This window comes from Mesorhizobium sp. M0800, from assembly GCF_040320095.1.
GTDB lineage: Bacteria > Pseudomonadota > Alphaproteobacteria > Rhizobiales > Rhizobiaceae > Mesorhizobium.
On sequence record NZ_JAMYOZ010000020.1, the window covers coordinates 39,710 to 64,777 of the forward strand.

At 61.1% G+C, this 25,068-nt stretch carries 25 protein-coding genes; 15 read left to right on the plus strand and 10 right to left on the minus strand.

Features of this window, described 5'->3' with window-relative positions:
• Positions 1-22 precede the first annotated feature (22 nt).
• The 3 genes from NKI18_RS21755 to NKI18_RS21765 all read right to left on the minus strand — a co-directional run bounded on the left by NKI18_RS21755 (position 23) and on the right by NKI18_RS21765 (position 2,571).
• Positions 23-286: a hypothetical protein gene (locus NKI18_RS21755; protein ID WP_352619900.1), complete on the minus strand. Its 264-nt coding sequence runs from the start codon at positions 284-286 to the stop codon at positions 23-25.
• Positions 287-772: 486 nt separating this feature from the next.
• Positions 773-1,672 carry a proline iminopeptidase-family hydrolase gene (locus tag NKI18_RS21760; protein WP_352619899.1) on the minus strand — a complete coding sequence of 300 codons (900 nt, stop codon included), beginning with the start codon at positions 1,670-1,672 and terminating at the stop codon, positions 773-775.
• A 173-nt stretch (positions 1,673-1,845) separates the two neighbouring features.
• On the minus strand, positions 1,846-2,571 hold the full coding sequence (locus tag NKI18_RS21765) for a LuxR family transcriptional regulator (protein WP_245274646.1): 726 nt from the start codon (positions 2,569-2,571) through the stop codon (positions 1,846-1,848).
• 299 nt (positions 2,572-2,870) lie between these two features.
• Here NKI18_RS21765 and NKI18_RS21770 point away from each other — a divergent pair, with 299 nt between their 5' ends.
• The 7 genes from NKI18_RS21770 (at position 2,871) to NKI18_RS21800 (ending at position 10,630) form a co-directional block, all read left to right on the plus strand.
• Positions 2,871-4,544, plus strand: coding sequence for an ABC transporter substrate-binding protein (locus NKI18_RS21770; protein ID WP_352619898.1), 1,674 nt, complete (start codon positions 2,871-2,873; stop codon positions 4,542-4,544).
• A 107-nt stretch (positions 4,545-4,651) separates the two neighbouring features.
• The gene (locus NKI18_RS21775; protein ID WP_352619897.1) at positions 4,652-5,680 is read left to right on the plus strand and encodes an ABC transporter permease; all 1,029 of its coding nucleotides are present in this window, start codon (positions 4,652-4,654) and stop codon (positions 5,678-5,680) included.
• Complete coding sequence (locus NKI18_RS21780; protein ID WP_352619896.1) at positions 5,680-6,654, plus strand: ABC transporter permease; 975 nt, start codon at positions 5,680-5,682, stop codon at positions 6,652-6,654. Before NKI18_RS21775 ends, NKI18_RS21780 begins: the two co-directional genes overlap by 1 nt.
• Entirely contained in the window at positions 6,644-7,669 is a 1,026-nt protein-coding gene (locus NKI18_RS21785) for an ABC transporter ATP-binding protein (RefSeq protein ID WP_352619895.1), read from the plus strand. The genes NKI18_RS21780 and NKI18_RS21785 overlap by 11 nt, the downstream gene beginning before the upstream one ends.
• Positions 7,666-8,658, plus strand: coding sequence for an ABC transporter ATP-binding protein (locus NKI18_RS21790; RefSeq protein ID WP_352619894.1), 993 nt, complete (start codon positions 7,666-7,668; stop codon positions 8,656-8,658). The genes NKI18_RS21785 and NKI18_RS21790 overlap by 4 nt, the downstream gene beginning before the upstream one ends.
• Positions 8,659-8,769: 111 nt before the next feature.
• Entirely contained in the window at positions 8,770-9,651 is an 882-nt protein-coding gene (locus tag NKI18_RS21795; protein ID WP_352569024.1) for a branched-chain amino acid ABC transporter permease, read from the plus strand.
• Between the two features lies 1 nt (position 9,652).
• Positions 9,653-10,630, plus strand: coding sequence for a branched-chain amino acid ABC transporter permease (locus NKI18_RS21800; RefSeq protein WP_352619893.1), 978 nt, complete (start codon positions 9,653-9,655; stop codon positions 10,628-10,630).
• Positions 10,631-10,649: 19 nt separating this feature from the next.
• Here the strand turns inward: NKI18_RS21800 and NKI18_RS21805 are convergent, their stop codons facing one another.
• The 4 genes from NKI18_RS21805 to NKI18_RS21820 are packed head-to-tail and all read right to left on the minus strand — an operon-like array spanning position 10,650 to position 14,679.
• Positions 10,650-11,825 carry an ABC transporter ATP-binding protein gene (locus NKI18_RS21805; protein ID WP_352619892.1) on the minus strand — a complete coding sequence of 392 codons (1,176 nt, stop codon included), beginning with the start codon at positions 11,823-11,825 and terminating at the stop codon, positions 10,650-10,652.
• On the minus strand, positions 11,818-12,960 hold the full coding sequence (locus NKI18_RS21810) for an extracellular solute-binding protein (protein ID WP_352619891.1): 1,143 nt from the start codon (positions 12,958-12,960) through the stop codon (positions 11,818-11,820). Before NKI18_RS21810 ends, NKI18_RS21805 begins: the two co-directional genes overlap by 8 nt.
• A gap of 22 nt (positions 12,961-12,982) precedes the next feature.
• Entirely contained in the window at positions 12,983-13,804 is an 822-nt protein-coding gene (locus NKI18_RS21815) for an ABC transporter permease (RefSeq protein ID WP_352619890.1), read from the minus strand.
• A complete protein-coding gene (locus NKI18_RS21820) occupies positions 13,801-14,679 on the minus strand; it encodes an ABC transporter permease (protein WP_352619889.1) in 879 nt (292 codons plus the stop codon). Before NKI18_RS21820 ends, NKI18_RS21815 begins: the two co-directional genes overlap by 4 nt.
• A gap of 248 nt (positions 14,680-14,927) precedes the next feature.
• Here NKI18_RS21820 and NKI18_RS21825 point away from each other — a divergent pair, with 248 nt between their 5' ends.
• The 7 genes from NKI18_RS21825 to NKI18_RS21855 all read left to right on the plus strand — a co-directional run bounded on the left by NKI18_RS21825 (position 14,928) and on the right by NKI18_RS21855 (position 21,887).
• The gene (locus NKI18_RS21825) at positions 14,928-15,854 is read left to right on the plus strand and encodes an ArsR/SmtB family transcription factor (RefSeq protein WP_352455343.1); all 927 of its coding nucleotides are present in this window, start codon (positions 14,928-14,930) and stop codon (positions 15,852-15,854) included.
• Positions 15,855-15,858: 4 nt separating this feature from the next.
• Positions 15,859-16,020, plus strand: coding sequence for a hypothetical protein (locus tag NKI18_RS21830; protein WP_352541706.1), 162 nt, complete (start codon positions 15,859-15,861; stop codon positions 16,018-16,020).
• Between the two features lie 18 nt (positions 16,021-16,038).
• Complete coding sequence (arfA, locus tag NKI18_RS21835) at positions 16,039-17,550, plus strand: arabinosylfuranosidase ArfA (protein ID WP_352619888.1); 1,512 nt, start codon at positions 16,039-16,041, stop codon at positions 17,548-17,550.
• Positions 17,551-17,599: 49 nt separating this feature from the next.
• Positions 17,600-18,691, plus strand: a complete 1,092-nt coding sequence (locus NKI18_RS21840; RefSeq protein ID WP_352619887.1) for an ABC transporter ATP-binding protein — start codon at positions 17,600-17,602, stop codon at positions 18,689-18,691.
• Between the two features lie 19 nt (positions 18,692-18,710).
• Positions 18,711-19,628, plus strand: a complete 918-nt coding sequence (locus NKI18_RS21845) for a carbohydrate ABC transporter permease (protein ID WP_502900731.1) — start codon at positions 18,711-18,713, stop codon at positions 19,626-19,628.
• Complete coding sequence (locus NKI18_RS21850; RefSeq protein ID WP_352569032.1) at positions 19,625-20,473, plus strand: carbohydrate ABC transporter permease; 849 nt, start codon at positions 19,625-19,627, stop codon at positions 20,471-20,473. Before NKI18_RS21845 ends, NKI18_RS21850 begins: the two co-directional genes overlap by 4 nt.
• Positions 20,474-20,567: 94 nt before the next feature.
• Entirely contained in the window at positions 20,568-21,887 is a 1,320-nt protein-coding gene (locus tag NKI18_RS21855) for an ABC transporter substrate-binding protein (protein ID WP_352619884.1), read from the plus strand.
• A gap of 180 nt (positions 21,888-22,067) precedes the next feature.
• Here NKI18_RS21855 and minE read toward each other — a convergent pair whose 3' ends face one another.
• Genes minE through minC form a run of 3 tightly spaced genes read right to left on the minus strand, consistent with a single transcriptional unit; the run spans position 22,068 to position 23,891 of the window.
• Positions 22,068-22,340 carry a cell division topological specificity factor MinE gene (minE, locus tag NKI18_RS21860; RefSeq protein ID WP_023677151.1) on the minus strand — a complete coding sequence of 91 codons (273 nt, stop codon included), beginning with the start codon at positions 22,338-22,340 and terminating at the stop codon, positions 22,068-22,070.
• The gene (gene minD / locus NKI18_RS21865; RefSeq protein ID WP_023677152.1) at positions 22,337-23,152 is read right to left on the minus strand and encodes a septum site-determining protein MinD; all 816 of its coding nucleotides are present in this window, start codon (positions 23,150-23,152) and stop codon (positions 22,337-22,339) included. Before minD ends, minE begins: the two co-directional genes overlap by 4 nt.
• 19 nt (positions 23,153-23,171) lie before the next feature.
• On the minus strand, positions 23,172-23,891 hold the full coding sequence (gene minC, locus NKI18_RS21870; protein ID WP_352619883.1) for a septum site-determining protein MinC: 720 nt from the start codon (positions 23,889-23,891) through the stop codon (positions 23,172-23,174).
• Between the two features lie 238 nt (positions 23,892-24,129).
• Here minC and NKI18_RS21875 point away from each other — a divergent pair, with 238 nt between their 5' ends.
• The gene (locus NKI18_RS21875) at positions 24,130-24,990 is read left to right on the plus strand and encodes an alpha/beta hydrolase (protein WP_352619882.1); all 861 of its coding nucleotides are present in this window, start codon (positions 24,130-24,132) and stop codon (positions 24,988-24,990) included.
• The last annotated feature ends 78 nt before the right edge of the window (positions 24,991-25,068 follow it).

The window sequence follows — 25,068 nt, forward strand, 5'->3', positions numbered from 1 at the left end:
GGGGTCGAAGATGGAATTGCCGCTATTCAGGCATATTGCCTATTCGGTGGTTCCCGGACGATACCGGCGATGCTTCGGTGTCGGAATAGCTGCCGGGGACGAAACAATATGCATAGATCTGTCCCCGATTTTCGTCGGTCACGCGGATCCAATCCTTTTCCCACGTTCGGAAGGTAATACGCCCGCCCGTCATCATAGCTGCGGCTCTGAACGGACTCGGCGCGTTGACAACGCGCACCGAGATAACATCGTCGCCGTCCATACGCTCGACGAGATACGTCTGCATGAAAGCCTCCCCATGCCCCGCTAGATCACCCGCACTTTAACGCCGGCTAATGAATTCGGTTGCAACTGCTTGGCGAAACTTTGGGTCCGATACTTTCCGTACCCACCGGCAACTTGGTCCTCCGTATCCGTCAGGTTTTTCAGCGACGGGATGCCAGTTCAGGGGGAGGCAGGCTGATTGCGGCCATGCCGGCGACATGCCAATCTGCGCCGCAACGTTAGGCCTCCGCCTCCGCCGGCAATGGAAAAGGCGCTCGAATGGGCTCCTTTATGCTGTCCGTGATCTGGCATTCTGCCCGTGATTTGGCCTCATCGGACGACCCTGCAGGCCTTTGCGGGACATCCACATAGCGTGGCGTCGCCATCACCGAGGCATAGCAATGTGCGTCGGCGGAGAAATGGGACGGTTCGTGGTTTTCTGAACCTGCCTCACGACGACTGCGTCGTGTCGACGATCCGTTGGAACAGAAGGCCTGGTGCTGGAACGTCAATCGTATTTGGCCAGGAAACGCCCAACGGCGCTGAGGCAGTCGTGCTTTTCCTCCACATGCGGCATGTGGCTGGAATACGGGAAGACCAGGCCTTCAACGTACGGGATAAGATCCAGAAAGGGCTGGACGCAGGCCTCGGTCGCTTCGTCGTAGAAGCCGCGGAAAACCAGGGTCGGCGCCTCGATCCGATGCAGGCGGTCGACGATGGTCCAGTTCCGCATCGTGCCGATGACGTGGAACTCATTGGGACCGTTCATGGTGTGATAGACGGTCGGATCTTCCTCGATTGCCGCAAATGTCCGGGCGACCTCTGGCGGCATCGGAACGACGCGACAGACATGACGGTCGTAAAAAGCCTTCGTCGCCGCAACGTATTCGGGGTGATCGGTGGTTCTCGCCGCTTCGTGCCGGTCGAGCGCACTTTGCACATCGACTGGCAACTCGGCGCGCAATTGCCGGGCTCCTTCCACCCACAGCGCCATCGAGGCCAGCGAATTGGCCAGGATCAATGCCTTGAGCCCCTCAGGGCGGCGAACGGCGTGCTCGGCCGAGAGTATGCCGCCCCAGGACTGGCCGAGCAGGGCATAATGGCCGGCAATGCTGAGATGGGCGAGCAACGCATCGAGTTCGCCCAGGAAGAAATCGACGGTCCAGAAGTCGCCGCCCTTGTCCGGCAGATGGGTCGATTTGCCGTTGCCGATCTGATCGTAGTGGATGACGGCTCGCCCGGTTCCGGCAAGCTCCTTGAATGAGTCCACATAGTCGTGGGTGCAGCCCGGTCCACCATGAGCGACGACCAGGGGCAGCTTGCCCGACCCGAGGTCCCCGGTCACACGGTACCAGGTGCGATAGCCCTTGTAGTCGCTAAATCCTTCGGTGATCGCATGTGCCGTCACAGTCCAAGCTCCGCATCATGGCGCGGCAGGAGCCACTTTGGTGCACCCCTCCCAAGCCTTGTTTGCGGCCGACGGTACTAAGCGGCCCAGCGCATTTACAGCTAGCACTATTTATAGGTTCGCCGGTTATGGGTTCGCCCGAGGCAAGGCCGATCGCCCGCAGGTCGCGAGCCTCAATGCTCCGGTTCGAGCAGCCGGTAATGGGCGGCGAGCGCGATGGCATGGAAGCGGTTGCGCGCGCCAAGCTTTCGCGTCGCCGCGTTGAGGTGCAGCGTTGCGGTAGGCACCGCGCGGCCAATCTCACGCGCGACCTGCTTGGCCGTCAGTCCGGCAGCGGCCAGGCGCAGGCACTGACGTTCGCGCGACGTCAGATGGACATGTTGGCAGGTGCGGATTCCGGCGTCGAAACCGGCGTAGGCGGAGTCATGCAGCAGATGACCCAGATCTCCGATCTCGGCGATCAAGGGTCTGGCTTCGAGCTCGAACCCGGCCTCCGGATCGGCACGGATCGCGGTGAACGTGGCGAGATCGCCGCCGGCAAGGCGAATGGGTACGGTGACGCCGCAGGTCATCCTGGTGTCAAGCAAGTAGCTGACCACAGGATCGTGCTTGGACTGGAGCACGCGCTGCATGACGGTGCTCTGAACGCCGCTGTGCGACCAGAGAAACGGTCTCGATACGGTGAGCGCGGCCTCCTGCACCGGGTCAAGCTGATAATATCCGCCCTTGCACCAGAGATCTTGCATGTCGCGCGGCACGTTGCGCAGAGCCATCAACGAGGGCGTGATAAGCTCGCCCTTGTGACTGACCGGCACGGGCGTATAGTCGTAGATGAATGCGGTGAAACCGATGGGCTCCAGCACCTCCGTTGCCACCGCCATGGCAGCGTCGATGCTCATTCCGGTTTGGAACCGGCTCTCTAGATCGCCTGGAAGGCTTTGCATCGGGCAAGCTTACCCGCTGATGATTGCTTGTCAAATAGCCATGTCGGCCGGCTGCTCAACAAATAGGCGGGGATAAGCCTGTCCGACCCTATCTATCTTAATAGCTATCCCGTCCGGCTTCGCTCGCCGTAGTCTTTTGCGATTGGGCCAAATAGCGGACACCGTTCGCAAACCCAGACTGTTTCAGCCGCGCAATGGTCGATCGACCGGGTTCAGCGCGGCAAAAGCCGACACGCCTCCATGAGGGAACAAATATGCGACCCCAAAAAGCATTTGCAGCGTTGATGCCCTGCCTGGCTCTGCTCGGCGTGACCATGATGTCGCCGGCAAGCAGCGCCTTGGCCACCGAGGGCAAGCCAGGCGGCACACTCCGACTGCTGGCCAATGCCGCGGCGGGCACCGCCGATCCGCACATCAACTACACGCTGCAGTATTTCCAGATCAATTATGTCCTCTACGATGGCCTGGTGACCTACAAGAAGGCCGGGGACAAGACCGGCTTCGAAGTCGTCGCGGACCTGGCGGAAAACCTCCCGCAGGTCGAGAACGGCGGCAAGACCTACGTCTTCAAGCTGCGCAAGGGCATCAAATTCGCGGATGGCTCGAATGTCACCACGAAGGACGTGGTGGCTTCGTTCCAACGCATCTTCAAGATCAGCGGGCCGACGGCCGGGACCTTCTACAAAGGCATCGTCGGCGCGGATGCGTGCTTGAAGACACCTGCGACGTGTACCCTCGAAGGTGGCCTGTCGGCCGACGACGCCGCCGGAAACATTACCTTCAACCTGGTCCAGCCGGATGCCGAGTTCCTGCAGAAGCTGGCTGTTCCGCACGCGTCGATCCTGCCGGCGAGCGCGCCGCTGAAGGACGCCGGCACCGATCCGATCCCGGGCACCGGACCCTACATGATCGCCAGCTACGATCCCAACAAGCTGATGAAGATTGTGCGCAACCCTCATTTCAAGGAATGGAGCAAGGAAGCGCAGCCGGCTGGATATCCGGACGAGATCGACTACGAATTCGGCCTAACCGACGAGGCGGCGGTGACCGCTGTCGAGAATGGCCAGGCGGACTGGATGTTCGACCCACCGCCGTCCGACCGTCTCGCCGAACTCGGCACCAAATATGCCGCGCAGGTCACGGTTCACCCGCTGACGGCAATGTGGTATGCGCCGATGAACACCAATCTGGCGCCGTTCAACGACATCCGCGTTCGCCAAGCCGTGAACTTCGCGATCGACCGCGCCGCGATCGTCAAGCTGTTCGGCGGCAGCAATCTGGCGCAGCCGGCCTGTCAGATCCTGCCGCCGGGCTTCCCGTCATTCGCAGCCTATTGCCCGTTCACCGCCAATGCAGGTGAGAAGTGGTCGGCGCCGGATATGGACAAGGCCAAGCAATTGGTCGCGGAATCGGGAACCGCAGGTCAGGAGGTGACGATCATCACCGAGGACACCACGGTCTCCAAGGCGATCGGCGTCTACCTGCAGGATGTGCTCAACCAGCTTGGCTACAAGACGTCGGTCAAGCCGATCTCGCAGAACATACAGTTCACCTACATCCAGAACACCAATAACAAGGTGCAGATTTCGATCTCGCAATGGTTCCAGGATTACCCGGCGCCATCGAATTTCCTGCAGGTCTTGTTCAGCTGTGCCTCGTTTACGCCGGGCTCCGACGCCTCGGTCAATATTTCGGGGTTCTGCGACAAGTCGATCGACGCATCGATGGACGAGGCAGAGGCAGCCACCATCGCCGATCCGGCCAAGGGCGCGACACTCTGGACCGCCATCGACAAGGCTGTGACGGACAAGGCTCCGGTCGCTGTCCTGTTCACGCCAAAGCGCGTCGATGTGATCTCTTCCAGGCTGAAGAACTTCACCTTCAGCCCGCAATTCTACTGGATTGTCAGCCAGTCCTGGGTGGAATAGCCGACCGGAGCCAATGCGACGGAGTGCCGCTGGCTCTCCGTCGCATTTCCTTTTCCGGCGGATCAGCGCATCTTCCAGGCCGCGATTTTTCCCAGGCAATCCTGTTCATGGTCAATGTCATTGCGGACCAGCCTGCCATCCCGGTTCGCCGGGCCACCGATGGCCCGTGGCGCACCGCTTGGCGCAAGCTGAAAGGCGATCGTTCGGCAATATCTGCCTTCGCCGTGCTCGTCGTCATCGTGATCGCCTCGCTCGCGGCGCCGCTTTATGCGCGATACGTCTCCGGCACCGATCCATTTGCGACCAATCTCAATGGCGAGATCGTCGTCGATGGGGTGACCCAGCCGGTGCTGCAGCCCTCCACCGAAGGCCTTGGCCTCGGCATGACGCCGGTCGGGCCGACCTGGCGCATCGGCCCCTATATGCTCGGTGCCGACAACCAGGGCCGTGACGTCGCGGCGCGGCTGCTTTACGGCGGACGGGATTCGCTGTTGATCTCGGGTGCTGCAGCCGTGCTGTGCCTTGTCCTCGCGACATTCCTGGGGGTCATTTCCGGCTTCTTCGGCGGCATCGTCGACATCGGCCTGTCGCGCATTCTCGACGTGCTCTGGGCTTTTCCGATTTTCCTGTTGGCGATTTCGTTGTCGATCGTGCTGATTGCGCAGAGTATCCAGATCGGTCCGTTCGAAATCCGCTCCGGCAGCCTGTGGCTACCGGTCTTCATCATCGGCATCGTCTATGTGCCCTATGTGGCGCGGCCGATCCGCGGCCATGTCCTGACCTTAATGCATGCCGAATTCGTCACCGCTGCGATCGGCCTTGGCGCATCGCCCTGGCGCATCCTTTTGCGCGACATCATGCCCAATGTGGTGACCCGCATCATCGTTTTCGTGCCGTTGATCCTGGCGCTCAACATGATGACGGAATCCTCGCTGTCGTTCCTGTCGATCGGCGTGCAGCCGCCGGATGCCAGCTGGGGCACGATCATCCAGGACGGCCAGGGCCTGCTCTATTCGCGGCCGGTCGTGGCACTGGCGCCGGGGCTAGCCATTGTGATCACGGTGCTGGCCCTAAACATTCTGGGCGACGGCGTGCGCGACGCGCTCGATCCGAAATCCTCGCCGAGGGGCGTCTAGTGGTTGCCGCGCTCGGCTTCCGGCTTGGCCAGATGGTGCTGGTTATGTTCGGTATCAGCGTCGTCGCTTTCCTGATCTTCTTTGCGACGCCTGGCGCTGATCCATCGGCGCGCATTGCCGGCCGCAATGCTTCGCAAGAGACGCTGATCCAGGTGCGCCACGATTTCGGTCTCGACCGGCCATTGCCGGGGCAATATGGGCTGATGATGAACCGGCTTTTCGTCAGCCGCGATCTCACCTCCTTCGTCAATCGCGGGCAGCGCGTCATTCCGACCGTGATAAGCACCATTCCCGTGACGCTGTCGCTGGTCGGCGGCGCGGCAGTGCTGTGGGTGCTCGGCGGATTGATCGTCGGTGTGATCGCAGGCGCAACGCGCGGTACATTCATTGATCGCGCGCTGATGATCCTGAGCCTGGTAGGCGTGTCGATCCCGGTCTTCTGGCTGGGCGAGGTCGCCAACCTGCTGACGCAAAGCCGCTGGCACGACAGCTGGCTGTTTTCCTGGGTTCCTCCGCTCGGCTACATCCCCCTGACCGAGAATCCCTGGGGCTGGTTCAAGGCGCTCGTCATTCCGTGGTTCACGCTGGCAACCCTTTATGTCGGCCTCTACGGCCGGGTGCTGCGGGCAAGCCTGATCGAGATGATGCAGGAGGATTTCATCCGCACCGCCCGAGCCAAGGGGATCGGCGAGCGGCGGGTGGTGCTGCATCATGGCCTCAGGACCTCGCTGGTCGCATTTGTTACCATGTTCGGCCTCGACTTCGGTGCCCTGGTCGGTGGCGGCGCGCTGCTGACCGAAGTGGTCTTCGGACTGCAGGGCGTCGGAAAACTGACCTACGAGGCGCTGCAGACGCTCGATCTGCCGATGATCCTTGCCACGGTGATCTACGCCGCCTTCTTCGTGGTGATGGCAAACTTCGTCGTCGACGTGGTCTTCGTCTTCATCGACCCGAGGGCTCGCGATGTCGGCTGATGCTCCTCTTCTGGTGGTCAAGGACCTCGCCGTCTCCTTCCGCAGCGACGAGGGCCTGGTGCGCGCGGTGGGAGGTGTTTCGTTCTCTGTCGAGCAGCGCGAGATCATCGGTGTGGTCGGCGAATCCGGTTCGGGCAAAAGCCAGACCTTGCTCGCCATTATGGGGTTGATCGACAGCCCCAACGCTATCGTCTCCGGTTCCATCCGTTTCATGGGACAGGAGCTGATCGGGCTCAAGCGGCGTGCGCTCGATGCCATTCGCGGCCGCCAGATCGCGATGATCTTCCAGGATCCGATGTCTGCGCTCACCCCGGTGCATACGATCGGCAACCAGATCGGCGAGCAGGTCCGCGCGCATGAAAAAGTGTCGGCGAAAGCGGCACGGGCGAGGGCCGTGCAATTGCTGGATGCGGTCGGCATCGCAAATCCGGATCGGGTCATCGACAGCTACCCGCACCAGCTTTCCGGCGGTATGCGCCAGCGCGCGGTGATTGCCATGGCGCTCTCGTGCAACCCGGCGCTACTCGTCGCGGATGAACCGACTACAGCCCTCGATGTTACCGTGCAGGCGCAGATCCTCGAACTGATCGGACGATTGCGCGACCAGTTCGGTTCCGCTGTGATCCTGGTCACGCACGATCTTGGCGTCGTCGCCGAAGTCGCGGACCGGGTACTGGTGATGTATGGCGGACGCTTTGTCGAGGAGGGCGGCAAGAGCAGCGTGTTCCGGGCGCCGCTGCATCCCTACACATGGGGCTTGTTCGGCTCGATCCCGCCGATAGAGGGACCACGTCCAGCCCGGCTCGCTGCCATTCCGGGAATTCCGCCGTCGCTCTCCAACCTACCGAAAGGCTGCGCCTTCAGCCCCCGCTGCGCTTTTCGCCACGACGCCTGTCTGGTTCAACTGCCGATCATGCAAGGCGAGAGCCATCGCGCCGCGTGCCTGTTGCCGGAGCCTACGCGCACACAATTCGCTGCCCAGAGGCCTGGCGGCGTGGTGGAGATGCAACGATGAATGCCATGCCACGCGAACGTCCGCTGCTTCGTGCCGGCGACCTGTCGAAGCGCTATAGCGTCGGCCGCTCGATCTTCCCGGCGCAGCGCCGGACCGTGCATGCGGTTGATACGGTGTCGCTCGACATCTGGCCCGGGGAGACCCTCGGCATCGTCGGCGAGTCCGGTTGCGGCAAATCCACGCTTGGCCGGTGTCTGGTGCGTCTGACCGAAATCAGCTCGGGGTCGCTGGAATTCGAGGGCCGCGACATCAGCGACGTCTCCCAGCGCCAGCTTCGTCCGTTGCGGCGGCAGATGCAGATGGTCTTTCAGGATCCCAGCGCTTCACTCAATCCGCGCCGGCGGGTCGGCGATCTGCTGGCCGATCCGTTCCGCATCCATGAACGCCTCTCGGCATCGGAAATGGCGGACCGCGTGGCCGAGCTCCTGCGCCGGGTCGACTTGTCGCCCCAGCACGCATCGCGCTACCCGCACGAATTCTCCGGCGGCCAGCGCCAGCGTATCGGCATCGCCCGCGCGCTGGCGCTGCGGCCACGGCTGATCGTGGCCGACGAGCCGGTCTCGGCGCTCGACGTGTCGATCCAGGCGCAGATCGTCAATCTGCTCGCCGACCTGCGCGAGGAGTTCAACTTGACCTATGTGTTCATCGCCCACGATCTTTCCGTGGTGCGTCAAATCTCGAGCCGTGTGGCGGTGATGTATCTGGGGTCGATCGTGGAGAGCGGGCCGACCGACGAGGTCTTTGCGGCGCCCAGACACCATTACACCGCGGCGCTGCGTTCCGCCGTGCCGATACCCAGCATCGACCGGGCGCGGCGCGGCCGGCTGGTGCTCAAGGGTGACCTGCCCAGCCCGATGAGCCCACCCTCAGGGTGCCGGTTGCACACCCGTTGCCCAGCTGCCACCCCGATCTGCCGCAGCGACCGTCCGCTTCTCCAAAGCATTGGCGAGGGGCGCCTGGTTGCGTGCCATCATCCAGCCGGCGGTTGACCACGGGAATTCTCGTTCAGCGATATCGGATCAGGACCGTTCAGCCGTAATCGTCCTTTCGGCGAGGATAGAGGCCGATCTGGACGCCGCACGATCCGACGCTATGTTGCGATGATCTTCGGAATACCCGTTCAGGCATTCCTCGGCCAATTGCTGGTCGGCCTCATCAACGGCTCGTTCTACGCAATGTTGAGCCTGGGCCTGGCTGTCATATTCGGCCTGTTGCGCGTCATCAATTTTGCCCACGGCGCGCTCTATATGCTCGGCGCCTTCGTCGGGTACCTGCTTCTCACCCGGTTTGGCATCGGCTACTGGCCGGCTCTGATCCTGTCGCCGCTGATCGTCGGCGGCTTCGGCGTCGTGGTCGAGCGCCTGGCGCTGTCGAGGCTTTACGACATCGACCCGCTCTACGGGCTGCTTTTCACCTTTGGCCTCGCGCTCGTGCTCGAAGGGGTGTTCCGTTACTACTATGGCGTATCGGGAAGTCCTTATTCCGTGCCGCCGCTGCTCTCCGGGGGAACCAATCTCGGCTTCATGTTCCTGCCTAATTACCGCGGCTGGGTGGTGGTCGCCTCGATGATCGTCTGTTTCGGCACCTGGGCGCTGATCGAGAAGACCAGGCTGGGCTCCTATCTGCGCGCGGCGACGGAGAACCCCGGCCTGGTGCAGGCTTTCGGCGTCAACGTGCCGTTGCTGCTGACCCTTACCTACGGCCTCGGCGCCGCTCTTGCCGGGCTTGCGGGGGTTCTCGCCGCGCCGATCTATCAGGTGAGCCCGCTGATGGGATCTGACCTCATCATCGTCGTCTTCGCCGTCGTCGTGGTCGGCGGCATGGGATCGATCCTCGGGGCGATCGTCACCGGTTACATGCTTGGCCTCGCCGAAGGCCTGACCAAGGTCTTCTATCCCGAAGCCTCCAATCTGGTGGTCTTCGTCATCATGGCAATCGTGCTTCTGGTCCGGCCAGCCGGCCTGTTCGGAAGGGATGCCTGAGATGGCCGAACTGACACTCCGCGAGACGCGTGCCAAGAATTCGGCACGGCTTGAATGGGCGCTGGTCGGGCTCGGCATCCTGGCGCTGCTGGTGGCGCCTTTCTTCGTCTATCCGATCTTCCTGATGAAGATGCTGTGCTTTGCGCTGTTTGCCTGCGCGTTCAACCTTCTGCTCGGCTACACCGGGCTGTTGTCCTTCGGCCATGCGACATTCTTCGGCGGGGCGGCCTATTTCACCGCATACGCGGTCAAGGTCTGGGGCTGGCCGCCGGAAGCGGGCATCCTGCTCGGTGTCCTGGGAGCTGCGCTGCTCGGCCTTGTGATGGGCTTCTTTGCCATCCGCCGGCAAGGCATCTATTTCGCCATGATCATGCTGGCGCTGTCGCAGATGTTCTTCTTCTTTTGCGTGCAGGCGCCGTTCACCGGAGGTGAGGACGGCATCCAGGGCGTGCCGCGCGGCAGGCTGCTTGGAATGCTCGACCTGAACGTCTCGATCAACATCTATTATTTCGTACTGGCAGTCTTCCTGATCGGCGTGTTCGCCATCTGGCGCATCATCAACTCGCCTTTCGGCATGATCCTGCGTTCCATCCGGGAAAACGAGAGCCGGGCCATTTCGCTGGGCTATTCCGTCGCCAACTACAAGCTGGCGGCTTTCGTCATGTCGGCAACATTGGCCGGGCTGGCCGGCGCGCTCAAGGCGATCGTTTTTCAGTTTGCCACGGTCACCGACGTCACCTGGCAGATGTCGGGCGAGGTGATCCTGATGACGCTCCTCGGCGGCATCGGCACCATGGCCGGGCCGATCATCGGCGCCAGACTGGTCGTCGGCCTGGAAAACACGCTCGCCACCTCGAACTTTCCGGTGACCATCGCCACCGGCCTGACCTTCATGGTCTGCGTGCTGGTTTTCCGGCGCGGTATTGTCGGTGAGGTCTATGCGCGGTTTCTCGGGCTAAAGGGTGACGCGAAAGACTGAACGGCTCAGTTCCGCCTCGCTAGGCGATGCGTAAGCCTTGCGCGTCGAGAAGCACGCAGCCCAGCGGGTCGAAGCAGACATCGACCGCTTCGCCTTCACGCAGCGGCTGGCCGTCGATCACCGTGTTGGCGCGCACCAGCGTGCCGGCGCCGATGTCGATCTCGTAGACCGCATTGCCGCCGAGATAGGAGGTCGAGACGATCCGTCCCGCCAGCCTGTTGGCAGCACCGGCGGTACCGACGGTAAGCTTCTGCGGGCGAACGACGACGGTGACCACGCTGCCGGTCGCGAGCGCCTTCGGCGCGGCCGCCTTTACGACATGGCCGCTGGCCAGCGCGATCGTCGCCATCTTGCCGTCCATCACTGTCACGCTGCCGGGCAGCATGTTGGCCTTGCCAAGGAAATTGGCGACGAATGCGGTGGCCGGCTGGTCATAGACCTGCGCGGGGGAGCCGATCTGCTCGATCAGGCCGGCGTTCATCACGACGATATGGTCGGACATCGACAAGGCTTCTTCCTGGTCGTGCGTCACGAAGATAGCGGTGATGCCCGTCTCCCTCTGGATTTTCTTGATCTCGACGCGCATGTCCTCGCGCATATTGGCGTCGAGCGCCGACAAGGGCTCGTCCAGCAGCAGCACTTCCGGCTCGAAGACGATGGCGCGGGCCAGTGCGATGCGTTGCTGCTGGCCGCCCGAGAGCTGCGACGGCAGCTTTGTCTCACTGCCGGGCAGCCGCACCATATCCAGCGCCTTCTTGACCCGGCGCACGATTTCCGGTTTAGGCACGTTTCGGTATTTCAGGCCGAATGCGACGTTGTCGAAGACGTTCTTGTGCGGAAAGAGCGCGTAGTTCTGGAACACCAGACCAATGTTGCGTTTGTAGATCGGGATGTCGTCGACCCGCTTTCCGCCGATCGAGATCTGGCCACTGGAGATGTCGACCAGGCCCGCGATCGAGCGCAGGATCGTCGTTTTGCCGCACCCGGACGGCCCCAGCAAGGTGACGAAACTACCTTTGCGGATTGCCAGTGAAAAATCGCGCACAGCGGCGAACTTGCCGTAGAAAATATCGATGTCGCGAAACTCGACCGCAGGCTTTCCTATCGGCTGCCGCTCGCTCTGGGCGAGCGGGTCGCCATCACCCCCGGCCGAAGCCGGCCGGGGCTGCTGGTCGTGGCTGTTGTCGTCATGCACCTTTCGACACCCTGTCCCATTGCTTGGTCCAGGCGTCTTCGTTCTTCGCCCAGTAGAGCGGATCGGCGAAGGTCAGCGATTTCATCGATCCAGTCGGGTCGAAGGCCGGAAGCGCCGCGATCTTGTCGGTCAGCTTCACCTTGGTCGGGTCAAGCGACGGCGGATAGTTCTGGCCCTCGGCGACGGCGATCGACGTGGCCGGATCCAGCATGAAGTTGATCAGTTCCTCGCATTCGGCCATCGGCGAACCCTTGAGCACTAGCATATCCTCCATCCACGCGTATGAGCCGGCAGGGTCGAGATAGCCGATCGGCTGGCCCTGCTGCTGCAGGGCGGCGACACGTCCTGACCAGGCATCGGTGACGACGATCTCGTTGCGCGAAAGGAGGTCCATCAGTTCCGCGCCGGAACTCCAGAATTTCTTGGCCAGGTCGCGGGTCTCGCGAACCTTGGCCCAGACGACGTCCATGTCCTGGATGTTGTTGGGGTCCTGTTTCGTCTGCAGCGCCGCATACCAGACGCGCGTCGTCATATCGGCGTAGCCGCCGATCTTGCCGGCATATTTCTTGTCGGTAAGCAGGTTGGCGCCCTTTTCCTTGGCTTCCTCCGGCGAGATGACCTTGTTGTTGTAGGCGATGCCGGTGGTGCCGTAATCATATGGCACTGCCGACAGCCTCGGCGTGATCTTGCGGAACGGCTCGATCATGGCGGTCAGCACATTCGCCATGTTCGGAATGTTCGCCTCGTTGATCTCCGAATTGAAACCGCCATTGACGTATTTGATGTAGTAGTTGACGCCGGAAGAATGGACGATCTGGAAGTCGCCTGGTTTCGACGTCTTGATCTTGGTGATGATCTCGTTCTCGTCGCCAAAGGTGCCCTGGACGACCTTGACCTTGGACTTGGCGGTGTAAGGCTGGAACGCGTACTTATCGATCGCCTCCTGCACCACGCCGCCCCATCCGTCGAAGCGCACTTCCGAAACCGCGGCCAGCGCCCGTCCCATCCAGGGCATGGAAAGCCCGGTGGCGGCAGCAGCGGCGGCCGTCAGCGTCAGGAACGATCGGCGGCTGATGTCGCCATTGGCATAGCGTTCGTTGAGCCGTTCCAGTCGTTTGGCGGTTGTCAGTTTCATTTCCATTCTCCCATTTTCATTTTCACTTGCCTGCCTTGAACCAGGTGAGGCTTTGCAGGACGAGCCCGCCAGCCAAGGGAATGCCGACCGTCAAAAGGATCATGACGGTTCCGAGCGCGTTCACCTCGGGGCTGATCGAGATCTTCAGCATCGAAAGGATTTGCGTCGGCATGGTCTCGACGCCCGCCGGCCGCCAGAACAGGCTGGCCGAGGTGTTGTCGAACGAAATGGTGAAAGCGAGCAGAACACTGGCAAGCACTGCGGGAATGAGCAGCGGCAGCGTGATTTCGCGGAATGTCGACACACGCGGCGCCCCGAGCGAAAGCGCCGCCTCCTCATAGGAACGCTTTATGCCGACCATGCGCGCCTGGACGATCAGCACCACGTAGGGGAGCGTGAGCAGAATGTGGCCGAGCACCAGCAGCGTCATGCTGCGCGGCTGGTCGACGGCTTTGATCATGACCAGCAGGCCGACGCCGAGTATCGTTTCGGGGACCAGCGCGGGAAGAATGACAAGCGTGTTGATCGCCTGCTTGCCACGGAACTCGAAGCGCACCAGCGCCAATGCCGCCATGATGCCGAGCAGCGTCGTCACCGTTGCCGTCACCAGGGCAATCCACATCGATGTCCGGAAGGCGTCGAGAACCGGCTCGTTGGTGAGCAGCTTTTCGTACCATCGCAGGCTGAGGCCGGTGAGGGGAAAGCCGCCGAACATCGAGGCGTTGAAGGAAAGCACGACCGTGGCGAGGATCGGCGCAAACATGAAGACGTAGACGCACACCGTGATCGCGCCGGTCAGCCGCCACGCCCATCTGCCTTCGCGATCGGGATGATCCGCTCTCATGCACTGAGGCCCTTCATGATCTGCGATAGGCCCATATAGCGGCTGTAGGCGGCCGCGGCCGCGCCGAGCAGGACGAACAGGACGATGGAAAGCGTGGCGCCCATCGGCCAATTGAGCTGCCCCATGATGGTGTCGTAGATCAAGTTGCCGAACAGCGCATCGCGGCTGCCGCCGAGCAGCTGCGGCGTCACATAGGAGCCGGCCGCCAGCACGAAGCAGAGCAGCAGCCCGGCGCCCAGCCCCGGCATCGATAGCGGCAGGGTCACTTCGCGAAACGCCTGCGCGCTGGTACAGCCCATCGAGCGGGCGGCGGCGATCAGCGTGCGGTCGATGCTTTCCAGGCTGACATAGACGTTCAGGATCATATAGGGCAGCAGAAAATGCAGCAGCCCCATGACGACGGCGCCCTCGGTGTAGAGCATCGGCAACGGCTCGTTGATAACCCCCAGCCTGATGAGCACGACGTTGATCAGCCCCTGTTCGCCGAGAATATGGATCCACGAGAATGTCCGGATGGTGAAGCTGATCCAGAACGGCACGATGAGCAGCAGCAACAACAGCCATTTGTGCCTGAAGGTCGTGGCCCAGATGAAATAGGCGGGGAAATAGCCAAGGATCGCGCAGATCACAGCGGTGATGGCGCCGACGCGAACGGTCTTCCAAAGAAAACCGCGATAGTAGCTGTCGGTGAGGAATTCCTTCCAGTTGTCGAAGGTCAGCACCGCCGATTCCACCCCCGCGGTGACGAAGGTGAAAAACGTGTAGACCGTCATGATCGCGATCGGCAGCAGCAGAAGCAGGGTAAGCAGTAAAAGCACAGGCGCGACGAGGACCCAGGCCAGTCGCTGATCGTATAATTTCCACCCTTTGGTCACGACCCGTCCAACCACTTTATGTGCAAGCCACCATCACCGGGCTCGGCTCCAGACTAGATTGGGCGATCGGCGTTCAGGTGTCCACTCTGCATATGCTCCTGCACAAATTCTGTGCAGGGCCACCGCGCGACCCTCGCCCTGCCGGATTCAACAAATTGCCCGGCGTTCCGCCTGCACATTGATTAAATCAGATATCCCGATATACAGGGTAATTTCGGATACAGATTTTACATGGGCCGGGCAATTTCATGAGTCGCAATTTTCTGGTGATTGAACCTGAGGAAGGCATTGCCGTGCTCAAGGGGCTTGCCTCCTCGGCGCGGATCTCGATGCTGAAACTGCTGCATGAGAAGGGGCCGATGAATGTCAACGAAATCGCCGCCGTGCTGTCGCTTCCGCAGTCGACCGTCTCGACCAACATCCAGGTGCTGGAGGATGCGGGGCTGATCCGCACCGAGAACCTGAAAGCGAAGAAAGGCAGTCAGAAAATCTGTTATCCGACGGCGGAAGAAGTGCTCGTCGTGTTCAAGAGTGAATATCGTGCGGTCAAGAACGACGCGATCGAAGTGTCGATGCCGATCGGGCTTTATACCGGCTTCGAGGTTACCGCGCCCTGCGGCCTTTGTTCGCCGGACGGCATCATCGGTCTGCTCGATGTGCCGAACACTTTCCTCGATCCGGACCGCATGAAAGCCGGCCTGCTATGGTTCACGCGCGGTTTTGTCGAATACCAGTTCCCCAACAATGCCAAGCTCGCCAATGCCGAGATCACCGGACTCGAAGTTGCGATAGAGTTGTCTTCGGAAGTGCCGGGCACCAGCGCCGATTGGCCCTCGGACATCACGCTGACGATCAATGGCGTCGATGTCGGCACCTGGACGTCGCCGGGGGATTTCGGCGACAAGCGCGGCGTCTTCACGCCCTCCTGGTGGAAGCTCAAGGGCTCGCAATACGGTAAGCTGAAGAACTGGCGAATTGCCAATGACGGCACCTATGTCGACGGCCTCAGGATTTCCGAAACCGGCCTCGCCGCACTCGATCTGAAGAGCCATCATTCAATCCGCGTCCGTATCGGCGTCAAGGACGACGCCAAGCGCCCCGGCGGGATCAATATTTTCGGCAAGGGCTTTGGAAATTACGATCAGGACATCCTGCTCAGGATCAAAACTGGTTGATATCATGAAACCGGGTTCTGAAGATAACGCAGCAATTTCAACCATCTGGCTTTCTGCTGTGCCAAAGCGTTCGTCTAATTGTCCTACCTTTGGGTATTTTGGCTTGACGAAGGGCTGCCAATTCCTCTTTGATATCGGGCAAGATGATTTAAATCATCGTTTGTGATATCGATAGGAGGAATGCATGAAGGCAGCCGTTACGGCTCATCCGCATTATGTCGTCTCGGAAATCGATCCGAGGCTCTACGGATCCTTCATCGAGCATCTGGGGCGGGCAGTTTACACCGGCATCTATGAGCCCGGCCATCCGACAGCGGATGCCAGCGGCATGCGTCAGGACGTCATCGATCTGGTCAGGGAACTCAATGTTCCGATCGTCCGCTATCCCGGCGGCAATTTCGTCTCGGCCTACAATTGGGAAGACGGCATTGGCCCCAAGGAACAGCGCCCAGTGCGCCTCGACCTCGCCTGGCACACATCGGAAAGCAACGAAGTCGGCCTGCATGAATTTTCCGATTGGTGCACCTCCGCCAACACCGAGATGATGCTTGCCGTCAATCTCGGCTCGCGCGGCCTCGATGAAGCCCGCAACCTGCTGGAGTACGCCAACCATCCCGGCGGCAGCAAATGGAGCGACAGGCGCATCGCCAACGGCCGCAAGGAGCCCTTCGACGTCAAGCTCTGGTGCCTCGGCAATGAAATGGATGGCCCCTGGCAGATCGGCCACAAGACCGCGGACGAGTATGGCCGGCTGGCGCATGAGACGGCCAAGGCCATGCGCGCCTTCTCCAAGTCACTCGAGCTGGTGGTCTGCGGCTCTTCGAATGCCAAGATGCCGACCTACCCTGAATGGGAAGCGACGGTTCTCGACCATACCTACAACGAGGTCGACTACATCTCGCTGCACATGTATTTCGACAACGACGCCAACGACGCTCCGAACTATCTCGCCATGAGCGAAAAGCTCGACGACTACATTGTCTCGGTCGCCGGCGTCATCGAGTATATCAAGGCCAAGAAGCGCTCCAACAAGCAGGTCTACATCTCGTTCGACGAATGGAACGTCTGGTACCATTCCAAGGAGCAGGACAGGAAGATACTCGGCGGCAGCAACGGCTGGCCGTTCGCCCCGCCGTTGCTCGAAGACATCTATAATTTCGAGGATGTGCTGCAGGTCGGCCTGATCCTCAACACCTTCATCCGCCGTTCCGATGTCGTCAAGATCGCCTGCCTGGCACAACTGGTCAATGTCATCGCGCCGATCATGACCGTTCCGAATGGCCCGGCATGGCGGCAGACGATTTTTTATCCCTATCTGTTTGCTTCTAACTATGGTCGCGGCAATGCGCTGGATCTCAAGGTGGAAAGCCCGACCTACAAATCCAGCGTTGCGGGCGACGTCGCCTATGTCGATGTTGCCGGCGTGCACGACAGGCAAACCGGCCACGTCACCTTCTTCGCCGTCAACCGCCATTCGAGCGAGGCAATCGAAACAGTGGTCGACCTCACCGGCTTCGGCGCGGCGGAGATCGTCAATCACCAGGTGATGGCACACGCCGATCTGAAAGCCGTCAATTCGGCCGAAAACCCTGGCAATGTCGGCCCCAGGAAGGGTGAGGGCGCCTCGCTCGCCGGCGGCAAGCTGAGCCTGTCACTGCCGGCCTATTCCTACCAGGTCATACGCCTGAGGCTCTGAGTTCAGGCGGATCATCGAGAAAGCGCAAACGCTGAGGAGGAGCGTCGACGTGACGGCCGATATCGAGATCAGGAACGTAAGCAAGCAGTTCGGTGCCATGACGGTGCTGGATCATCTGTCGCTCTCCATAAGGGCACGCGAATTCATCGTGTTCCTGGGCCCGTCCGGCTGCGGAAAATCGACGCTTCTTCGAATGATTGCCGGGCTCGAAGCTGTCGATAGCGGCGAGATTGCCATCAACAACGAGCGCATCGATCATCTGCCACCGGGCAAGCGCGGCATTGCCATGGTGTTCCAGTCCTATGCGCTTTATCCGCATATGACGGTGCGCGACAACATGGCCTTCGGCCTTGCGAATATCGGCGTTCCAGGCAAGGTCATCGAGGCGCGCATCAACGAAGCCGCCCGCATCCTCGAAATGCCGCATCTGCTCGATCGCAAGCCGGGCCAGCTCTCCGGCGGCCAGCGCCAGCGCGTCGCCATCGGCCGTGCGATCGTCAAGGAGCCGAAGGCCTTTCTGTTCGACGAGCCGCTCTCCAATCTCGATGCGGCGTTGCGCACCCGCACCCGCATCGAGCTTGCCCAGCTTCACCAGCGGCTGCAATCGACGATGATCTTCGTCACCCATGACCAGGTCGAGGCAATGACGCTGGCCGACCGCATCGTCGTCATGAACAATCGCAAGATCGACCAGATCGGTACCCCGATGGAGATCTACGAGCGCCCGGCGACCAAATTCGTCGCGGGTTTCGTCGGCGCGCCGGCGATGAACTTCGTCGATGCGACGCTTGACAGATCCGGCGAGAACGCCACGGCCAGGTTTGCGGACGGCGTCTCGGTGCAGACCGAGATCGCCGCCAGCCAACTGACCGATGGCAAGTACACTTTCGGCATCCGTTCTGAAGACGTGCGCATCGTTGCCGCCGGACAGGGCAATGCCGGCGGCGTGGTCGATGTGCTCGAGCGGCTCGGCGAACGCACCCTGATCTACGCGCGGCTGGGCGATGGCCAGCAGATCGTCGGCTCGGATGCCGGCAACAGCCGCGTCGCCGTCGGCGACAGAATCGGGCTCGCCTTTGACGGCCAGAAATCGCATCTGTTCAACGAGACCGGCCGCGCCTGGCATGCGAGGGAGGCCTGAGATGGCTGACCGGCTGGCGATGTCCCCGACCGCGACGCTTGCTGTCGGCGTTAGAGCCCCTACCGCCGACATCTATGCGCCGCAATGGCGAAACGTCATTTTCATTGCGCCATTCTTGTTCTTCTTCACCACGCTGCTGCTCTTCCCGCTGCTCTGGGGGATGTGGCTGAGTTTCCACAAGGCCGACACGTTTTCGCCCGGAAATTTTGTCGGTCTCGGCAATTACGCCAGGCTGTATCACGACAAGGTCTTCCTGCAATCGATCTGGAACACCTTCTACTTCGTGCTTCTGACGGTGCCGACGCTGGCGCTGATCGGCCTTTTCCTGGCGCTTTGCCTCAACCGCCGCACGCGCACTGCCGCGGTTTTGCGGACGCTGTTCTTTTCCTCGTCGGTGCTGTCGGTCACCATCGTCACGCTGATCTGGCGCATCGTCTTCATTCCGAATGTCGGCCTGTTGTCGACGATCTACGGATGGTTCGGCGCAACGGCTCCGGCCTTCATTTCCGATCCCAGCCTGGCGATGGTCGGCATCGCCATTGCCACCATCTGGTGGTGCATCGGCCTGCCGATGATGCTCTTTCTCTCAGCACTCCAGCAGATCCCGCAGGACATTTACGAGGCGGCAGCGCTGGACAATGCCAATCGCTGGCAGACGCTACGGTCGATCACGCTGCCGTCGATCAAGCGGACCTTCATCCTGGTGATCATCATCCAGATCGTGCTGCAATTCCAGCTCTTCGGCCAGGCCTGGCTAATGACGCGCGGCGGTCCGAACAATCTGACCAAGCCGATCGTGCTCTATATCTACGACACCGCATTCCGTCGCTGGGATCTCGGCCTGGGCGCCGCTGCATCGGAAATCCTGTTCATCCTCATCCTGGTCGCGGCCATGGCCCAGTACCTGGTGACACGCAGCAGGGGAGACCAGGCATGAGCGCCCCAGCAGCCTCCATCAAGGGCCGGGCATTTGGCGACCATTTGTTATTGGCCCTGGTCATCCTGCTTTCGATCGTCATGATCGCGCCGGTTCTGTGGGTCATCGGCCTGTCACTCAAGGACAATACGGAGCTGATGGCCGATCCGAACTCGGTGTTTCACGCACCCTATACGCTGAAGAACTACATCAACACCGTCGGCACCTCGTCCGTGTTCATCTGGGTGCGCAACAGCATCATCGTCTCGGGCGGATTGACGCTCGGCACGTTGATCCTGTCGTCGCTCGCCGGCTACGGTTTTGCACGGCTGAATTTCCCCGGCCGAGACGTGCTGTTCGTGATCGTGCTGTTCGGTCTGGCGGTCCCGGAACAGGCCGTGCTTGTCGCCCGTCACCAGATATTCAGCATGCTGAAGTTCCACAACACCTATCAAGGGCTAATTCTGCCGGGCCTTTCGGCTCCGTTCGGTGTCTTCCTGATGACCCAGTATTTCAAGGCCATCCCGAAGGAGCTGGACGAAGCCGCCATGCTCGATAACGCCAGCCGGCTCAGAATTTTCTGGAAGGTGCTTCTGCCGCTCACGCTGCCTGCGCAGGCGACGCTCGGCATCTTCACCTTTCTCGGGGCCTGGAACGACTACTTCTGGCCGCTGATTTCGGCGACGAGGAAGGACATGTTCACGCTGACGGTCGGCATGGCCTCGACCCAGACCAACTTCGCCCAGTCCGAAGGCATCGGCTTCCTGATGGCGCAGGCGGTGTTCGCCGGTGCCCCGATCCTGATCGTCTACCTGTTCTTCCAGAAATACATCGTCACGGCGGTCTCCGGCGCTGCGGTGAGATAACGAAGATTGCCTGACGGCCGGGGGAATGCGCAGCAATTGAAGCACGAAAGCCAATCCAGGGTGGAGCGGCGGAAACTCAGTAGGAGGAACTGATATGAAACTGAAGAAAATACTGTTTGCCGCAGTCTCTGCGGGCGCAATGATGCTCGCAAGTCCAAGCTTCGCGGCCACGGAGCTGAGCGTGCAGCGCTTTTTCGGCGCCTGCGATGCCGATTTCGGCACCAACACCGATGCCACCAAGGCCGTCGGCGAATGCGGCATCATCACCTCGCTGATCAACAAGTTCAACGCCGACAATCCCGATGTCCATGTCAACGTCACCACCGTGGAATGGCCCGGCTATGATCAGCTGACCGCGCAGTTCGCTTCAGGCGACGCTCCGGACATCGTCACGATCCATGAATCCGTACTGTCGGATTATCAGTCGAAGGGCCTGTTGATGCCGCTCGACGATCTCTTGAAGTCGGTCGGCGTGACACCCGACGCCTTCACCGACGCGGCACGCAATGGCGCCACCAAAGACGGCAAGGTCTATGGCCTGCCGATCGACAGCTGGACGATGCTCTATCACGTCAACATGGATCTTTTCAAACAAGCCGGCCTCGTCAATGCCGACGGCACGCCGATTTTTCCAAAGTCGCCCGAGGAACTGCTCGCCCAGGCCGAACAGTTCAAGCAGAAGACGGGCAAGCCTTATTTCGTCCAGAACCTGACCAATGAGACTGCACTCTACACACGCAACCTCTACACCTATCTTTTCCAGCAGGATTCCGATTTCTTCGCCGATCCGAAGCATGTGAAGTTGAATACGCCGGAAGCCAAGAAGGTCGTCGAGATGTACAAGGCGATCTTCGAGAAGGGCTACACCACCAAGGATCTCGATTATGGCGGCTCGATCAACGCCTTCCTTGCCGGCGAGGGTGGCGTCCACCTTAACGGCACCTGGGTGGTCGGCGATTACAACGCCCAGTCCGAGACCAAGGGTACGGCGCTCAACAAGGGCGGCTATGCGGTCTATCCGTATCCGCAGCTGTTTGGCGGCGCCCACGCGCAATATGCCGACGGCCACACTTGGGCCGTTTCGCAGAAAGACCGCACGCCTGAACAGATCGCGGCTATCGGTAAATTCCTGAAGTTCTTCGCCGACTACGACTTCGAATGGTCGCGCACCGGCCACTTGCCGGCCTATAAGGCCGTGATCACCTCGGACGCCTTCAAGGCACTGCCGCATCGCAACACGATCTCTGCGGTCGCCGATCTCGGCAGGCCGCTGCCGTCCGCCGTACAGCGTCAGTTTGCGATCCAGGACATTATCGGCGAAGAGATGAGTGCAGCAATCAGTGGCCAGAAGGACGTCGACACCGCCCTTGCCGACATGGAAAGCCGCGTCAACGAATTGCTCGCCAACATCTGACCACAGGTTCGAAAGGCCCTCCCAAGGCCCCCGCGGCTGGAAACGGCCGCGGGTTTTTGGTGAGGCAGTGATTATTGTCCTCGAATTGCGAGACTTGCCGGTGGCAACCGGCTCAAGCACGCCAACCACGGCGCCGCAACCTCGGCAGCAGCCGACGCAAGCCCTGGCCGGAGGATTCCGTTAGAACGCCGCGGCCATGGGCATTGCGACCTTGTTGGGGATCTGGATGTCGATCTCCAATCTCGACGTCGTTTCGCCGTGATCCATGCTCACCTGCAGGAAATCCTGGTCGACCTGAACATGCCGGGCGATCACCGCCATGATCTCCTCGCGCAACACCGAGACGAGATCGGGCTGGTTGCGGCTTCGACGCTCGTAAGCCAACAGCAGTTGCAAGCGCTCGCGCGCCACCGGCGCGCTGCCGCGGCGCTTGAAGATATCGAGCAGGTTCATGCTGCCCTCCTTCCCAACAGCCGGTCGAGGAGGCCCCTCCGCTCGAAAGGCAGAATGACCGGCAGGTCCTCGCCCTCGAGTCTTCTTGCCGCGTCGATATAGGCGCGTGCGGCGGGGTTGGTGTTTTCGCTGAGCGTAACCGGCGCGCCCACATTGGATGCGCGCAGCACGTCCTGGCTCTCGGGAATTATTCCCAGCAAGGGCGTCGACAGGATCTCGAGCACGTCATCGATGCTCAGCATCTCGCCGCGGGCAGCGCGCGCAGCATCGTAGCGTGTGACGAGGACGTGTTTGACAATCGATTCACCTTGCTCGGCTTTCATCGTTCTGGAGTCGAGCAGGCCGATGATGCGATCGGAATCGCGGACCGAGCTCACTTCCGGGTTGGTGACGATTACCGCCTCGTCGGCAAAGCGCATGGCAAGTTGCGCGCCCCGCTCTATGCCGGCCGGGCTGTCGCAGAAGACGTAGTCGAAAACGGAGCGCAGCTTGTCGATGACGTCGGCGACGCCTTCCTCGGTGAGAGCATCCTTGTCGCGCGTTTGCGAGGCCGGCAGCAGGAACAGCGTTTCGAGTCGCTTGTCACGGATCAGCGCCTGCGAAAGCTTGGCGGTTCCCTGAATGACGTTGACGATATCGAAAACAACGCGCCGCTCGGCACCCATGATCAGATCGAGGTTGCGCAGGCCGACGTCGAAATCGACGAGAGCCACCCGCTTGCCGGTTTTCGCGACCGCGGCGCCGAGAGCGGCCGTCGAGGTCGTCTTGCCGACACCCCCTTTGCCGGATGTGACAACCACTACCTTGCCCATATTTGTGCCTCCAATGTTGTTAGTTGAGCGGTGCGACGCAAAGTGCGCCGTCCTCGAGAAAGGCCTGTACCGGCCTTCCTCGCGAGGAGGCGTCCATCTCCTCGGCAGTGCGGTACCAGCCGTCCACCGCCAGAAGTTCGGCTTCGTTTTTCCGGCAAAAGATGCGAGCCGCGGAATTTCCCGTGGCGCCGGCGAACGCACGTCCACGCAGCGTGCCGTAGACGTGGATCGATCCTCCGGCGATGATCTCGGAACCGGAACTGACGGAGCCGACAATGACCACATCGCCATCGGGATGAAAGATCGACTGGCCGGAGCGGATCGGTGCCTTGATCATCAATGAGTTCGGCGCCTGCGGCTCTTCCGTCTTGGCCTCAGCTGCGGCCTTCGGGTCCGGCTGCACGTAAAGCGCGTCGGCGGTGGCCTCCTTGGCGCCAACGAGGAGCGGCGGCAGATCGGCACCGAGAGCAACATTGCCATCGGCCTCGATCGCGTAGATGCGAATCCCGCGCTCCGCCAGCTGTAAGACCAGATCCCGCATCTCGCCCACCTCGGGCTTGAGTATATTCAGATCGAGCACGACCGGGCGGCCGGCAAAGAAGCCGGGAGAGTTTTCGGTCCAGTGATCGAGGCTTTGCAGCCATTCCCCTAGCGGGGCCTCAGGGGTGAGGGTGAAGGCTACAAACGAGCGCGCTCGAAAGCGTATGGACTTGTTTTGGATGGGAGCGACGCAGGTCACAGAGGCGAGTCCTTACTGATTGGTTAAGGCTAGCCCGGCATGGTTAACGAAAAGTTAATGGCGGCTTCCCGAGGCCTTGGCGGAGGCATTCTTTTTGCCCCTGATCGCCCCGCCGGCGCCCTGCTTCCGATGCACGACGAGGTCCTCCTCGCGGCTGCCTGGAGGCGCCTCCAGTTCACGAGGTCGGCCGACCGGTATATTGTTGCCGGAATGCCGCGCCTATTAAGGAGTTATCGATTTGACAAGCGTTGCCAAGGGGCCTGTCGCGGATCGCGGTCGCGCTACCTATGACCTTGGCGCGACCGCCATCTTTGCTTCCAAATCAGACCCGCGCTTTCACTATTGCCTGTATGTGCCTCCCGCGGTTGGGGAAGGGGCCAAAGTCGACCTGATGGTCGCTGTCCATGGCACCGGCCGCACCTCTTTTCTTGGATTCCGCGACGCGTTTTCCGAGTTCGGACGCTGGAACGGCTGCGCCGTTTTGTGTCCGCTGTTTCCAATCGGCGTTCTCGGGGATGATGCCCGCAGCGGATACAAATATTTGCTCGAGGGCAACATACGCTACGATCAGGTGCTGCTCGCCATGGTTGAGGAGGTCAGCGCCAAATACAGTCAGGATTGGAGCCGCTTTGCCATGTTCGGATTTTCCGGCGGCGGGCATTTCACGCATCGTTTTGCTATCCTGCATCCCGACAGGCTCTGGGCGGCCTCAATCGGCGCGCCAGGCTCGGTGACCTTGCTCGATCCGACGCATGACTGGTGGGTGGGCATTCGCGATCTGCCGGAGAAGTTCGGCATCACCTTCGATGCCGCAGCGCTGGCAAAAGTGCCTTTCCAGATGATCGTCGGCGACGCTGACCTGGAGACTTGGGAAATCACTCATGTCCAAGGCAGCACCCATTGGATGCCAGGCGCCAACGATGCCGGGCGAACACGGCCGGAACGCCTCATGGCATTGTGTCGATCGTTCGAGGAGGCGGGTGCGCGCGTGCGCTTCGATTTGCTGCCAGGCATATCTCATGAACGGGACGCGGTTCTCGATTCGGTCAAGGATTTCCTCGCCCAACAACTCAAGGAACGAGGGAATGCCTCACGATAAATTCGTTGCGCCCCAGCCCGTGAAGAGATTATGGCAATCAAAGCCCGCCCACGTCGACCGCATCCAACCGCGATCCAC

Coding starts and splice junctions, on each gene's coding strand:
- NKI18_RS21830 (WP_352541706.1), top strand. CDS start 15,859: ATGAAACCGGGTTCTGAAGATAACGCAGCAATTTCAACCATCTGGCTT.
- NKI18_RS21845 (WP_502900731.1), top strand. CDS start 18,711: ATGTCCCCGACCGCGACGCTTGCTGTCGGCGTTAGAGCCCCTACCGCC.
- arfA (WP_352619888.1), top strand. CDS start 16,039: ATGAAGGCAGCCGTTACGGCTCATCCGCATTATGTCGTCTCGGAAATC.
- NKI18_RS21785 (WP_352619895.1), top strand. CDS start 6,644: ATGTCGGCTGATGCTCCTCTTCTGGTGGTCAAGGACCTCGCCGTCTCC.
- NKI18_RS21775 (WP_352619897.1), top strand. CDS start 4,652: ATGGTCAATGTCATTGCGGACCAGCCTGCCATCCCGGTTCGCCGGGCC.
- NKI18_RS21770 (WP_352619898.1), top strand. CDS start 2,871: ATGCGACCCCAAAAAGCATTTGCAGCGTTGATGCCCTGCCTGGCTCTG.
- minD (WP_023677152.1), bottom strand. CDS start 23,152: ATGGGCAAGGTAGTGGTTGTCACATCCGGCAAAGGGGGTGTCGGCAAG.
- NKI18_RS21850 (WP_352569032.1), top strand. CDS start 19,625: ATGAGCGCCCCAGCAGCCTCCATCAAGGGCCGGGCATTTGGCGACCAT.
- NKI18_RS21815 (WP_352619890.1), bottom strand. CDS start 13,804: ATGAGAGCGGATCATCCCGATCGCGAAGGCAGATGGGCGTGGCGGCTG.
- NKI18_RS21765 (WP_245274646.1), bottom strand. CDS start 2,571: ATGAGCATCGACGCTGCCATGGCGGTGGCAACGGAGGTGCTGGAGCCC.
- NKI18_RS21795 (WP_352569024.1), top strand. CDS start 8,770: ATGATCTTCGGAATACCCGTTCAGGCATTCCTCGGCCAATTGCTGGTC.
- NKI18_RS21825 (WP_352455343.1), top strand. CDS start 14,928: ATGAGTCGCAATTTTCTGGTGATTGAACCTGAGGAAGGCATTGCCGTG.
- NKI18_RS21790 (WP_352619894.1), top strand. CDS start 7,666: ATGAATGCCATGCCACGCGAACGTCCGCTGCTTCGTGCCGGCGACCTG.
- minE (WP_023677151.1), bottom strand. CDS start 22,340: ATGAACCTGCTCGATATCTTCAAGCGCCGCGGCAGCGCGCCGGTGGCG.
- NKI18_RS21855 (WP_352619884.1), top strand. CDS start 20,568: ATGAAACTGAAGAAAATACTGTTTGCCGCAGTCTCTGCGGGCGCAATG.
- NKI18_RS21810 (WP_352619891.1), bottom strand. CDS start 12,960: ATGAAACTGACAACCGCCAAACGACTGGAACGGCTCAACGAACGCTAT.
- NKI18_RS21800 (WP_352619893.1), top strand. CDS start 9,653: ATGGCCGAACTGACACTCCGCGAGACGCGTGCCAAGAATTCGGCACGG.
- NKI18_RS21755 (WP_352619900.1), bottom strand. CDS start 286: ATGCAGACGTATCTCGTCGAGCGTATGGACGGCGACGATGTTATCTCG.